General features: G+C 28.7%; 10 protein-coding genes and 1 other annotated feature. Of the genes, 3 read left to right on the top strand and 7 right to left on the bottom strand.

Translation table 11 applies throughout. From position 1 onward, the window contains the following. Positions 1 to 153: 153 nt before the first annotated feature. Entirely contained in the window at positions 154 to 2,796 is a 2,643-nt protein-coding gene (locus tag B3086_RS16635; protein WP_346893956.1) for a valine--tRNA ligase, read from the bottom strand. Positions 2,797 to 2,995: 199 nt separating this feature from the next. Next, positions 2,996 to 3,213: a binding site (T-box leader), on the bottom strand. A 164-nt stretch (positions 3,214 to 3,377) separates the two neighbouring features. Here B3086_RS16635 and B3086_RS16630 point away from each other — a divergent pair. Continuing rightward, complete coding sequence (locus B3086_RS16630) at positions 3,378 to 3,737, top strand: tetratricopeptide repeat protein (protein WP_035133086.1); 360 nt, start codon at positions 3,378 to 3,380, stop codon at positions 3,735 to 3,737. A gap of 115 nt (positions 3,738 to 3,852) precedes the next feature. On the opposite strand, the gene B3086_RS16625 is transcribed toward B3086_RS16630, so the two are convergent. Genes B3086_RS16625 through B3086_RS16615 form a run of 3 tightly spaced genes read right to left on the bottom strand, consistent with a single transcriptional unit; the run spans position 3,853 to position 7,230 of the window. Next, positions 3,853 to 5,040, bottom strand: a complete 1,188-nt coding sequence (locus B3086_RS16625) for a transglutaminase-like domain-containing protein (RefSeq protein ID WP_346848572.1) — start codon at positions 5,038 to 5,040, stop codon at positions 3,853 to 3,855. Between the two features lie 41 nt (positions 5,041 to 5,081). Then, entirely contained in the window at positions 5,082 to 5,945 is an 864-nt protein-coding gene (gene recX / locus B3086_RS16620; protein WP_346893954.1) for a recombination regulator RecX, read from the bottom strand. Positions 5,946 to 5,982: 37 nt separating this feature from the next. Next, positions 5,983 to 7,230, bottom strand: a complete 1,248-nt coding sequence (locus B3086_RS16615; protein WP_346893952.1) for a pitrilysin family protein — start codon at positions 7,228 to 7,230, stop codon at positions 5,983 to 5,985. Positions 7,231 to 7,478: 248 nt separating this feature from the next. Here B3086_RS16615 and B3086_RS16610 point away from each other — a divergent pair, with 248 nt between their 5' ends. Then, a complete protein-coding gene (locus B3086_RS16610) occupies positions 7,479 to 9,047 on the top strand; it encodes a DEAD/DEAH box helicase (RefSeq protein WP_035133090.1) in 1,569 nt (522 codons plus the stop codon). A 133-nt stretch (positions 9,048 to 9,180) separates the two neighbouring features. Further along, positions 9,181 to 10,623: a WG repeat-containing protein gene (locus B3086_RS16605; protein ID WP_346893950.1), complete on the top strand. Its 1,443-nt coding sequence runs from the start codon at positions 9,181 to 9,183 to the stop codon at positions 10,621 to 10,623. A gap of 92 nt (positions 10,624 to 10,715) precedes the next feature. On the opposite strand, the gene dhaS is transcribed toward B3086_RS16605, so the two are convergent. The 3 genes from dhaS to B3086_RS16590 form a co-directional block, all read right to left on the bottom strand. After that, positions 10,716 to 11,282: a dihydroxyacetone kinase transcriptional activator DhaS gene (dhaS, locus tag B3086_RS16600; protein WP_346893948.1), complete on the bottom strand. Its 567-nt coding sequence runs from the start codon at positions 11,280 to 11,282 to the stop codon at positions 10,716 to 10,718. A 192-nt stretch (positions 11,283 to 11,474) separates the two neighbouring features. Continuing rightward, positions 11,475 to 12,236, bottom strand: a complete 762-nt coding sequence (locus tag B3086_RS16595) for a 4Fe-4S dicluster domain-containing protein (protein ID WP_346848568.1) — start codon at positions 12,234 to 12,236, stop codon at positions 11,475 to 11,477. Between the two features lie 186 nt (positions 12,237 to 12,422). Then, positions 12,423 to 13,613, bottom strand: a complete 1,191-nt coding sequence (locus B3086_RS16590) for a pentapeptide repeat-containing protein (protein ID WP_346893946.1) — start codon at positions 13,611 to 13,613, stop codon at positions 12,423 to 12,425. Positions 13,614 to 13,712 lie beyond the last annotated feature (99 nt).

Raw genomic sequence — 13,712 nt, 5'->3', positions numbered from 1 at the left:
ACTCAACTATATCACACTAGTAATTATCAATATTAAAAAGGATATCTGAAAAGTATAAGACTATAAATAAAATATATAGTCTATACACTTTTAGATATCCTTCTATTTATTAATATTAAAATTTATTTTTATATAAACATTCTTAAATGTTTTTTATTGTAACTTTTCTATACTCTCTAATACGGAATTATACATTTCTCTGTACTTTTCACCCTTAGTTTTTTCCTCTTCAACAACCTCAGCTGGAGCTTTAGAAACAAATCTTTCATTAGCAAGTTTTTTCTCTACTCTTTCAATTTCTCCTTGTAATTTAGCTTTTTCTTTGTTTAATCTTTCAAGTTCTTTCTCTACATCTACTAACTCTAAAAGTGGCATGTAAATCTCTGCGCCCTTTGAAACTACAGATACTATATTTTCTGGTGCTTCTTCTTTAGCGTTTAAGATTATAACTTCACTAGCAGATGCTAATTTTTCAAAGTAAACTTTTCCTTCTTTAAAAGCTTCTGCTGCTTCAGTTGCATATATATATGTTTTAGCCTTTCTTGAAGGTGGTACATTCATTTCTGTTCTTGCATTTCTTGTATTTCTTATGGCATCTATAATATAATTCATATATTCTTCTGCTTTGAAATCTTCTAAATCAGCTTCAAACTCTGGCCATTTAGCAATTGTAATAGATTCACTTTCTTTAGTTAAGTGAGTATAAATCTCTTCTGTGATATATGGCATTACTGGATGAAGTAATTTTAATCCTGAAACTAAAACTTTATTAAGAACATTTAAAGCTATTCCTTTAACTTCTTCATTATCACTATATAGAGATGGTTTAGCAATTTCTATATACCAATCACAGAATTCAGTCCACATAAAGTCATGAACCTTCTGAAGTGCAATACCGATTTCATATTTTTCTATATTCTCTGTAACTTCTTTAACTATATTGTTAAGTCTTGATAATATCCATCTGTCGGCTACAGAATAGTTTTTACAATCTTTATATTTCTCTATAAGAACTTCATCATTGTACATCATAACAAATCTTGATGCATTCCAAATCTTATTAGCAAAGTTTCTTGCTGCCTCAACTCTTGATTCATAGAATCTTATATCACTTCCTGGAGCATTACCAGTAACAATGGAAAATCTTAGAGCATCTGCTCCATAATTTTCTATAACTTCTAGTGGATCAACACCGTTATCTAAAGACTTAGACATCTTTCTGCCTTGATCATCTCTAACCATACCATGGAAAAATACTGTTTTAAATGGTACTTCATCCATGTTGTACAAACCTGAGAATATCATTCTTGCAACCCAGAAGAATATAATATCTCCACCAGTAACCAATGTACTTGTTGGATAAAAATATTTTAAATCCTCTGTATCACCAGGCCAACCTAATGTTGAGAATGGCCATAGGGCTGAACTAAACCAAGTATCTAAAACGTCTTTATCTTGCTCTAGATTTGTAGATCTACACTTACTGCAATGAGTTGGAGCTTCTGTATCAACTATTATCTCTCCACAATCTTTACAGTACCAAACTGGAATTCTATGTCCCCACCATAATTGTCTTGAAATACACCAATCTTGAATATTTTCCATCCAGTTATAGTAGATTTTTTCAAATCTTTCTGGAATGAATTTTATATCTTTTTCTTTTACGGCCTTAATTGCTGGTGCTGCAAGAGTATCCATTTTTACATACCATTGCTTAGAAAGCATTGGCTCAATAGTACATCCACATCTATCATGAGTTCCTACATTGTGACTATGCTCTTTAATCTTAACTAAATATCCGTGTTCTTCCAAATCTTTTATAATAAGCTTTCGAGCTTCATATCTCTCAAGTCCTGAATACTTTCCATAACCTTCAGATATAGTTCCATTTTCCTCCAAAACTACAACTTCATCTAAGTTATGCCTCTTACCTACTTGATAATCATTAGGGTCATGAGCTGGAGTTATCTTAACACAACCTGTTCCAAATTCCATATCTACATAGTCATCGGCAACAACTTGAATTTCTCTATTCACTAATGGTAACCTAAGTTTCTTACCAACTAGGTGAGCATATCTTTCATCCTTAGGATTAACTGCTACTGCAGTATCTCCAAGTAAAGTTTCTGGCCTTGTTGTAGCAATTTCAACTACTTCATCAATACCTATTACAGGGTAATTTATGTGCCAGAAATGTCCTCCTTGCTCTTCATATTCAATCTCCGCATCTGAGATAGCAGTCATACATTTAGGACACCAGTTTGTAATTCTATTTCCTTGATATATAAGACCATCTTTGTATAATTTAACAAAAACTTCTCTAACAGCCTTACTTAAATTTTCATCCATAGTAAAAGCTTCTCTTGTAAAATCAGCAGAACAACCCATTTTTTTAAGTTGAGTTTTAATTCTATCTCTATATTCCTCTGTCCATTCCCAAACCTTTTCTAAAAATGCCTCTCTACCAATTTCCTTCTTTTTAATTCCTTTTGCAAGTAAAGCTTTTTCAACTCTTACTTCAGTAGCTATACTTGCATGGTCTTCTCCCGGAAGCCATAATGTGCTATACCCTTGCATTCTCTTAGTTCTTATAAGTATATCTTGAAGAGTGTTATCTAAAGCATGACCAAGGTGCAGTTGTCCTGTGATATTCGGTGGTGGCATTATTACTGTATATGGCTTTTTATTTTTATCTACTTGTGGAGTAAAAAATCCACTTTCTTCCCACCACTTATATAGTCTTTCTTCAAACTCTTTAGGATCATAATTCTTTGCTATATTGTTATTTTCATCCATTGTTATTACCTGCCCTTCTATATGTTTTTATTTTTTACTTTTGATTACTTGTTCTAACAATTACAGTTCTTAGTAGCTATAATGTACAAAACCTTAACTAAACTATTACACAGAAATTAGCATTACATTTATTAATATACTTAATACTAGGGTAATTTAATAGATTAGTATAAAATTAATAAAAAAAAGCGCTATCACCCCAAAGGACGACAGCGCGCGTTACCACCTTTATTTCTCAAAATTACTTTTAAGACTCTCTTAATTTTAACGATGAGGAACCACCGTCTCTAGCTACTTAATTTCGCTAAAGCAACTCCGAAGCTACCTTCAAAATACTTCCTATAGAAAACCTTTCAGCCCATGGATTTTCCTCTCTTAATATTTCATATTCTTACTCCTCTTCATCACAGTCAATTTATTATGTATTATATATATTTCTCTTTTATAATATTATATACAATACAACTCTTTTGTCAATACAAATTTCAAAATATAATTTACATAAATTTATAAATGTTATAGTATATTTTAGAACAAAATGGAAAATATTAAGATAAAGTACTAATTAGGAGGTCTTTTCCTTGAATTATTTTGCACAAGGTAATGATTTATATAAACTTAAGGACTATAAAAATGCTATTGATATGTATAAAAAATCTGCAGAGTTAAAGGAATATGAAGCACCTTCATTTTATAATTCTGCTGTATGTTTTATTAAACTAAAAAACTATAAGGCTGCAATACCTCTTATTCATAGAGCTTTGAATCTACGAAAAGAAAGTAAATATTATTTCAACCTTGCTTATTGTCATGTAATGATGGATGAAAATAAAAAGGCCCTAAATTATTTTAATACTGCATGGTCCATAGATAATACGGATACTGAATGTGAAAAGGCCATAAGTTTCATACTTTCTAAATATAAAAAAACAAGCATATAAGCTTGTTTTTTTATATTTAACTATTATTTTAATTTCATAATACAAACTTTATAATATAAAAGTTATATAAATCTAATATAAAAGACTAATTAAAACTTAAGTTTTAATTAAATTTTTACTTCCATTCTCCTGCGATTTTTCTATTTCTATGCTCTGAATTAAAGGTATCATTATCAAAATAATTCCCTGCATTATAAAAAGTTGAATCCACATTTACCCATTTATCCATTTCCTTTATATACACTTCATTCCATGAGTGACTAACCCAAGACATTCCATTATAACCTTCTCCTACAATTAGTCTTACTGGTATATCATTTGCTTTACACATTGCAACATATAAACATGCATAGTCAAAGCAAACACCTTTTCCTGTATTAAAAGTATTTATGGCTCCAGAATTAATCTCTGTAGGTATGGGATTATTCATAACTTCTGTAGCCTTATCATCATCATAAATTATAGCATTCCCTATCCATTCATATAAAGATCTTGCTTTATCATAATCGTTATCATACTTACTAGTTATACTTAACGCAGTATTATCTATGATCTCATTAGATCTTATTCCCTCATCTAATGTTACTCCATTATAAAAAACTACCCCTTGAAGATATCCATTTACATCATCTACTATATTATTTTTCTCATCTACTACTTTAAATGAATTCTCTAATATATTGGGGAAACTTTTAGCTATCTCAGAATCCGTAACAGGCTCTATAATCTTTTTATTAATATAACTATATATGGTAGATGAATTTAATTTATTATCTAGCTTTGGATTATTTAAAAAAATTGATGCATAGCTAAGTAGTGCTGATAATATTATCATATAACATATAGCCTTAGGAATTTGAAACATTCCTCCTAATAAAGCTCTAGTACCTCTGCCTGTATTTCTAATACTGGTATCAATGGCATCTGAAGCTGGATATAAAGTAGTCCTGCTAATAAATTCTATAAGGGCTTTAAATATCTGATAAATAATTAAGAATGTAAACAATAGTATAATCCCATTAAATAGCTTAGATTTAGTAATAAGATAAGCAAAGGATGGAGAAATCTTTGAGGATATATATTCAACTAATCCATACTTATCTAATGCAAACACATTTTTTACCACCACAGTAGTTAGTATTATTGAACAAACCATTGCCATAGAAGTTAATACACCCTTAATTGTAACCACCATGCTTTTACTTTTCAATTTAAATACAATGCCCATTATTACAGGATATACAAATGCTATAACCAATACTAATGAAACAATATTTATATTATACTCCTCTAAAAATTCCATTCTATCCCTCCTTTTCTCTCCTGTTAGATTTTCTTCTAGATTTAATAATAGGGATCTTCACCTTTAATAATCTTGTTTAATACAGTTTTGATATCGCTGTAATTATAACCCTTTCTTAAAAGGAAATCCTGTAATTTTTTCTTTATTTTAATTGCATCCTCTTCTGACTTGCTAAGGCGTTCATATCTTTTCTCTGCAATACTGAGAAGTTCATCCCATTGATTTTCCTTAACCTGATTATAACCATCTGACCTAAAGACCTCTATATTTTCTTTTTCCTTGATTTCTAATTTATTTACTACTGATTTAATAGTATCAAAATTATATCCCTTAGATATTAAAAAAGTATTAAGTTTACTTTTTATTTTTACTATATTGCCTTCATTTTTACATAGCACTTTAAGTTTTTTTTCTGCTAGCTTTAAAGCCACTGTTTCTTCATCCTTAGAAGAAATTTCATTTAGTATGTTATTTATCATTTCCTCAGATATACCCTTTTTTATAAGTTTATATCTAATGTTTCCTTTGCCTTCTATTCTAATATTTTGTGTTACAAAAGCTTTTGCATAATATTCGTCATCAATAAATTTATATGCCTTTAGAAATTCCAAAACTCTGTCTATGACACTATCTTCATATTCTTTCCTTTGTAGAAATTCTCTCACTTGAAACTCACTCTTTAGAGCTCTCTCAATATACTTTAAAGCCTTTGTCTTTGCTGTAAGAAAATTATCTTCACCTATAACTTTCTTTAGGTCTTCAATATTAATTTCTTTTCCCTTAGATAAATTATGATAATATACTAACTCACTGCTACATCCAAAGGCAAATTCACCATTTATAAATATATTTACTCTGTTATCCTTTTTCTTTTGGGCTTCAATCTTAGTAATTATTTTACTCACTGTTCTTCCTTCCCATCATCTATAGAAATTTTATACCTTACTCCCTATCACATAGAAGCACATGAATTGTAGGCTTATTTAGTACCTTCTTAGCTACTTCATATAAATCTTGAGCTACTATATAATTCAAATTCTCCATATCTTCATTAAATTGATATAAATTATCCTCTTCCATAGCCTGATGTACTACATAATTTCCTAAATCTGTTGAATCCTCTAAAGTAGAAGCTATAGCAGTCTTAAACACCTTTTTCATTAAATTTATAGTATTACCATCAAATACAATTATTTCCTCTTTAATTTTTTCTATACAATTATTTATGGTTTCTATAGTTGCATCAACATCCTCTGGTGCTACTGCTGCATAGATATATAAAGTTTTCAAGTTGTTTGTTAAGTCAAGACTTGTATAAATATCATAAGCAAGTCCCCTATCTTCTCTAAGTTCTCTAAATAATATAGAATTAGAACTCTCTCCAAACTTGTGATTTAATATTCTTAAAGCTAACTCTTCCTTCTTAGTTAGATCATTAAATGTATATAAATATATTATTGTACTCTGCTCCATATTATCTCTATGCGTAATCTTAATTTTGTCTTTATTTTTTTCAAAATTTAAAATAGGCTTACTTACTTTTTTTCTTTTCCACTGACTAAAATATTTTTTAACTAACTCTATTACATATTCATGTTCATAAGATGATACCGCTGTTATCACTGTATTATTAGAAACATAGTGATTATTATAATATCTTATCAAATCTTCTCTACTAATTGACTTTACAATCTCTTCTTTTCCTATTACATCAACTTTTAATGGACTATGAGTAAATGCCATATCATTTATTTTTTGAAAAGATAAATCTTCTACATCATCCTTACCACTTCTTAATTCTGCTAATATTACTCCTCTTTCCTTCTCAATGTGTTCCTCTAAAAAAGTAGGATGTTGAAGTAAGTCACTAATCAATTCTAAACTTACATCTAATTCTTCGTTTAAAGTAGTAGTATTAAAAACAGTGGACATATAATCTGTATAAGCATTATACTCTCCACCTAAATTTTCTAAATCACTATTTAATTTTTCATTATCTCTATTTACAGTTCCCTTAAAAAGCATATGCTCTATAAAATGAGATATACCACGTTCTTGATTTTCTTCACAAACAGCTCCAACCATAACTCCGATATTTAAAGAAGCTATTTGGGTTTCTTTTTTTATAGTTATTAACCTAAGTCCATTTTCCAAATATGTTTCCATTGTATCAAATAAAAATTTTTTCATATATTCTCCTTAATTTAAAATATCTATATATAATTATACCTATAATTCTAATTATATCTACACATAATATAATATATGATTTTCTATAAATGTAATAGAGTTTTATATTTCCACCTGCATAATTTTTATTTATTTCATTATACTTAGGGATAAATACTTAGAGATAAAATTTCAGTTTACAATTGCTATTATGGATTTACTGTGTTACTATTAGATGTATTTAAAGAAAAAAGAGAAGAGGAATATGAATGATAAAAACTAAATTTGAAGAACTTGGACTTAAGGATTCCATATTAAAGTCTATAAATGACTTAAACTTTGAAAATCCTAGTGATATACAAGAGAAAAGCATTCCTGTAAGTTTACAAGGTTACGATATAATAGGTCAAGCGCAAACAGGAACTGGTAAAACCCTTGCCTTCGGAGCACCTATTCTTAGCAACATGGGTCCTAAGGGTGGAGCTATCCAAACCTTAATATTAGCTCCAACAAGAGAATTAGCTATTCAGGTTAGCGAAGAACTTTTGAAATTGTGTAAGTATGAAAAGTATAAAATCCTACCAATCTATGGTGGTCAATCCTTTGACAGACAACTTGCTGCTCTAAAAAGAGGAGTAGATATTGTAGTTGGAACTCCTGGAAGAATATTAGATCACATTAATAGAAGAACATTAAAACTTCAAAATGTTAAATTCTTAGTTTTAGACGAAGCTGACGAAATGTTAAACATGGGATTTATTGAGGATATTGAAAGTATCCTATCTAACTTAAATGAGGAAAGACAAACGCTTTTATTCTCTGCTACAATGCCAAGACCAATAAAAAACCTATCTAAAAATTACATGAAACCTGATGCTCAACATATTGTAATAGCTAAAAAATCCATGACTGTATCCAAAATACAACAATCATACTTTTTAGTTAACTCATCTAATAAATTTGATTCACTTTGTAGAATTTTAGACGTAGATAATCCAACTACAACAATAATGTTCTGTAAAACTAAAAAAGGTGTAGATGAATTAGTTGATGCTTTACATGGTAAAGGCTATAGTGTTGAAGGTATGCACGGAGATATGAAACAAAGCCAAAGAATGAACACATTAGCTAAATTCAAGAGCGGACAACTACATTTTCTTGTAGCTACTGATGTTGCAGCTCGTGGAATTGATGTTGAAGATGTTACTCATGTTATTAACTATGACTTGCCACAAGATATAGAATCTTATGTGCATAGAATAGGAAGAACTGGAAGAGCTAATAAAGAAGGTATTGCTTATAGCTTTGCTTCAAGAAAAGAAGTTTCTTTTATAAGACAAATAGAAAATCATACTAAAAGTAAAATAGTAAAAAAAGACATTCCTACTTTAGCTGATATATTCTCTGCTAAATCTGGAAGTTTAATAGAAAACATTGGGAATGTATTACAAGAAGACTCATACAATACATTCTTACCTATGGCTAAAGAGCTAATAAATGAGTATGGTGCTGAAGATGTTACTGCTTCTTTACTAAAACTAATGTTTGATAAAGAATTAAATTGTAACTATGCTGAAGAGTCTGTAGATGTAGATGATACAACAAGATTATTCTTATCTATAGGTAAGCTCGACAAGGCCAGAGCTAAAGATGTTATTGAATTTTTAGATAACACTGCCGGTGTTAAAGGTAAAGAAATTGGAAGAATTGATATCCTTGATAAGTTCTCCTTTGTTGATGTACCTAGCAATCTTGTAAATATAATATTAGAGAATTCTAAAGGAAAAATGTTTGGTAAAAGAAAAGTAAACATTGAAATATCTAATAAAAGAAAATAGATTTACATCTAATATATAGCCAAAATGCGGTATTTTACATAATACTGCATTTTTTATTTTTTTGCCAAATCTTGTATATCTATAGAAAATATAATGTTAAAATATAGTAAATAATATTTTAAAAGGAGGACATATGAAGATTTTAAACAAAATTCTATTAATAGTATTATTAATTTTCTGTGTTGTTCTAAGTGGTTGTAATAACAATAATAAATATGAAGAAGCCTCCTCTTTCACTGATGGCCTAGCAGCAGTTAAACTTAGAGGTCTTTGGGGATTTATTGATACAGAAGAAAATCTAGTTATAACTCCAACCTATGACGAAACACATTCATTTTATAACAATATAGCCCCTGTAAAAAAAGATGGATTTTGGGGTGCTATTGATAAAAAAAATAATGTGATAATTCCTTTTGATTATGAAGAAGCTACTATTATATCTGATACTCTCATTTCTGTTAAAAAGAACAGTAAGTATGGTTGTATAGACTTTAAAAACAATATAGTAGTTGATTTCGTATCTGAAACCCCAATTTCAATATATAATTGTGGAGAGGAAAATATAGCCATTATAACAGAAAACAATTACCAAGGCTTTATAGTTTTAAATACTAATTTAAAGGTAGAGCCCAAGTATACTGCCATAATGCCTAACAATTCTATAGTTCATCTTGAAAGTAATGGAAAATTTGGTTTTGTAAATCTAGAAAGTAAAACTATAGTAGAACCTAAATATTCTTATTACTTAAGCTTCAATGATGATTTAGCTCCTGTAGATATAGATGGAAAGTTTGGTTATATAAATACTAAAGATAAAATGATAATTAAACCTATTTACGATGGGGCTGATTCATTTATTAATGGACTAGCTACAGTATATCTTGATGGTAAGACTGGATGTATAGACAAGAATGGTGATGTTGTAATTCCATTTAAATATGATTATATAAACTCCTTTTGGGAAAGTGATATTTTGGTAGCTTCCTTAGATAACAAGGTTGCTCTTATGAATACTAAAGGAGAATTGCTCTTTGAACCTAAGTTTGAATACATAGAATTAGGTTCAGGAGATAATATGTTTGCTGCTAGCTATGTAGATGAAGATGGTAAACGTAAGAATGTATTTATAAATAAACAAGGTGAAATTATACTTAACACAGACTATACTGAAATTTATCCATTCTATGATGGCTTTGCTACCATTTATAAGTCAAGCAAATGTGGTATCTTAGCTTCTAATGGAATTGAGGTAGTTCCTCCTATTTATGATGAGGTTTATAATATTGATTCATCTAGAAATATATTTCAAGTATGCCTAAATGGTAAATGGGGGCTTATAGATAAAACCCAAAAAGAAATTTTAAAATGCGAATATAATATTATTGACCCCTACACTGAAAATATCTTTTTAGTAAGTAAAGATAATAAATGGGGGCTTTATAATAAATCCTCTAATAAGTTTACAGATATCATATATGATGAAATCACTCCTTCCTTCGGGGATATAGCCCCCATATCTGTAAAATTAGATAATCAGTGGTTTTACATTGATGAAAATGGTAATAAACTAAAGTAACTTTTAAATCATAGTTATATGAAATATTTTATAATTACACTAATACTTTAAAGAATATATAAGTTTTAAAGGATGCATGATGGATATATTTATTATGCATCCTTTTCATATCTCTCTAAAGCTCTCATAAAGTTACCCTCTACTAATTCACTTAACTTTTCAATAATCTTATGAGAATCTTCCTTCATTCCACCATTCATCCACTGAATTACCAAACCTGTAAATGCTAAAGTATAAAAATTTGCAATAAACTTTTTATTGTCTTCTGTAGCTCTCATATTCTGAGAAACTTCATTAACTACTCCAATAATTAAATCATAAGTAACTGTGTAAAGATATGAATCTAGGTGATTCTTTCCTAAAGAATTTAAAGTATTCATGCAAAATCTTCTATTGCTTTCTATATAGTTGAAAATCTTTTGAAATCCGTCAGTCCAGGTGTTATAACTTCTGTATTGTGATATGCTTTCTACGGCTTCTGTTTCATAAATCCATTCCAGTAGATTGTATATATCTTGAAAATGATAGTAAAATGTTTGTCTATTTAATCCACAGTTATTAACTATCTCTTTAACAGCTATCTTATTTAACGGTATAGAATTCATTAATTCCTTCAAAGATTTAGCTAATGCTTTTTTTGTTATTATTGAATTTGACATAGGTACTTATTTCCTCCCTATGGATTTTTTCATCTTTACATTTACTATACATTATATTATCTTTTTAATCCATTAATTTTCTATTACCCCTCTTTAAAATTTATAAATATTTATGCAATAATAAAAGCTATCTATAAATCTATTAAGTTAACAAATTTATAGATAGCTCCACACTTAAAATATATTCAATTATCACTCTATTATATCACCATTAGTTCCAATGGTTACTTCTTTGTAAGGAACTATTATTTGTGCTTGAAGCATGGCACTTTTAACTGAAGCTACTATTCCTGAGCAGCATGGCACTTCCATTCTAACTACAGTTATACTCTTTATATTGTTCTTCTTAAGTATTTCAGTTAATTTATTCTTATAATGTTCATTGTCATCAAGTTTTGGACATCCTATTACTGTAACTTTATCCTTCATAAAGTCTCTATGGAAATTTCCGTAAGCATAAGCTGTACAATCTGCTGCTACTAATAAGTTAGCATCCTTTAGATATGGCGCACTAGTATTTATTAAGTTCAATTGCACTGGCCATTGCATAAGCTCAGAGTTGTTTTCAGTAGTATTCTCTCTTTTTTTAGGCATAGTTTCCATAGTGATTATTGGTTTTCTTTCAATAGTTTTAGCCATTGTTCCAGGACATCCACATGGCAACTTTTCTTCCCCACCAATATTTATATCTTTAATCTCTTTAGACTTATTATCTAATTCTAAAATTCTTGCCTTTACTGCATCATCATCATATTCATCCGCTTCTCTTTCTATAATCTCTATAGCTGCTGTAGGACAATTGGGTAAGCAATCTCCTAATCCATCACAATATATATCGCTAACAAGTTTTGCCTTTCCATCGACTAATTCTATAGCTTTTTCATGACAAGCCGTAACACATAATCCGCAGCCATTACACTTTTCCTCATGGATCTTAATTATTTTTCTCTTCATAACAAATCCTCCTAAACCTATTATTTAATCTAATTTATCATATTTTTCAAAATTATATTTTTTATCACACTTATCTTTTGTTTAATTTTAACACCAAATTTAAATTAAACTATATTTAATATAGCTTAATTATAACTAGATTTCTATAATAGGTCTGTAACTTTTGTTACGCAACTAAATTTTTATTTATCTTACTAATTTTCTTGTTAAGGTACCTATTCCAACCCCCATCATAATTACTCCAACTATCATCTCAGTATTAGCTACTATAAAAGAAGCCGGTATTGGCGTTTCATTATCAGATCCTAGTCCTGTAAATACCTCAACACTTATATTTATACATTGATTTACTTGACTTAGAAATTCATTAAAGTTTTTTGGTAATCCTATACTCCACCAGTAGCTAATTATTTGATTTTGTGAGTTATATCCCAAGATCAAATACATAGTTGCAAAAATTAATATTAAAACTAAAGAGCTTATTAATGGATATAATATTCGTTCTCCATATCCACATGTAAACCAATAAATATAAGATATTGTTTTGGGTAATAGTTTTTTCAAACTTTTTCTTTGCATATTCTTACAAAGATAATAGTATTCTCCAAAGTTATTCTTCAAATTATTTTCATTATATTTATCAGCAATAGTTTCATATACAGTATATATTCCTTCATACTCTGTCTTTGTTTTTTTCTTTGGTTGAATTTTATCAAAAAAAGTTTTTGGATCTAGTTTGCTTTTTAATTTATCATTAAATTCTAAATCCTCAATGTAAGTTGATATTATTTTCCCTCCTGATAAATCCACATCCATTAAATTAATTCTTTTCATATAAGAATTTATAATTATAGCACTAGTCATATCTGTAAGTTCAAAAGATGTATCTTTAAGTTCACATTCATCAATTATTAAATAAGTGATATTAGAGCTTAAAAATTTACAGTATAATTTACATTTTTCAAAACTACAAGATAGATTATCCTTTTTATTTAGTGATGGTACATTATTAATTTCTTCTAAAATCATAGTACAGTTCTCAAAAATTACTCCTCCACCCCCAAAGTCACATTCTATGAACCTACAGGCCATAAATGTGCAATTTTTAAATTTTATATTATAAAATTTACACTTTATAAACTCAGTACATACGATACTTTTATCAGTAATCTCTAAAAAATCCCCCTCATTTTCAGTTTTAGAATTATTTATAGTTCTATCTTTAATGATTCTAAAACTATACTTTTCATCTTGTTGGATGCTAATTTTGTTCTTATTATTTTTTATTTCACTAAATAGTTTCTTATTATTTTCTATTCTTTTATATAGCTCTTCTTTTCCTTTAAACACTTCTTCTTTAAAGTTTATATAAGGCATAAAAGTCCTCTCCTTTTAATATCTACTATTTTTTATACTAATACTACTTAGTATGATACCTTTATATAAGAATTACTCATGTAGCTATATAGCTATTTT

The sequence above is a fragment of the Clostridium sp. UBA871 genome, from assembly GCF_002295255.1.
In the GTDB taxonomy this organism is placed as follows: domain Bacteria; phylum Bacillota; class Clostridia; order Clostridiales; family Clostridiaceae; genus Clostridium_J; species Clostridium_J sulfidigenes.
Note: the sequence above shows the minus strand (reverse complement) of the source record. Positions and strands in the feature narration are given on the sequence as shown.

What these genes read in the sequence shown, in the direction of transcription:
- B3086_RS16610 (WP_035133090.1), top strand. Translation starts at nt 7,479, where the DNA reads ATGATAAAAACTAAATTTGAAGAACTTGGACTTAAGGATTCCATATTA.
- dhaS (WP_346893948.1), bottom strand. Translation starts at nt 11,282, where the DNA reads ATGTCAAATTCAATAATAACAAAAAAAGCATTAGCTAAATCTTTGAAG.
- B3086_RS16615 (WP_346893952.1), bottom strand. Translation starts at nt 7,230, where the DNA reads ATGAAAAAATTTTTATTTGATACAATGGAAACATATTTGGAAAATGGA.
- B3086_RS16605 (WP_346893950.1), top strand. Translation starts at nt 9,181, where the DNA reads ATGAAGATTTTAAACAAAATTCTATTAATAGTATTATTAATTTTCTGT.
- B3086_RS16590 (WP_346893946.1), bottom strand. Translation starts at nt 13,613, where the DNA reads ATGCCTTATATAAACTTTAAAGAAGAAGTGTTTAAAGGAAAAGAAGAG.
- B3086_RS16595 (WP_346848568.1), bottom strand. Translation starts at nt 12,236, where the DNA reads ATGAAGAGAAAAATAATTAAGATCCATGAGGAAAAGTGTAATGGCTGC.
- B3086_RS16635 (WP_346893956.1), bottom strand. Translation starts at nt 2,796, where the DNA reads ATGGATGAAAATAACAATATAGCAAAGAATTATGATCCTAAAGAGTTT.
- B3086_RS16625 (WP_346848572.1), bottom strand. Translation starts at nt 5,040, where the DNA reads ATGGAATTTTTAGAGGAGTATAATATAAATATTGTTTCATTAGTATTG.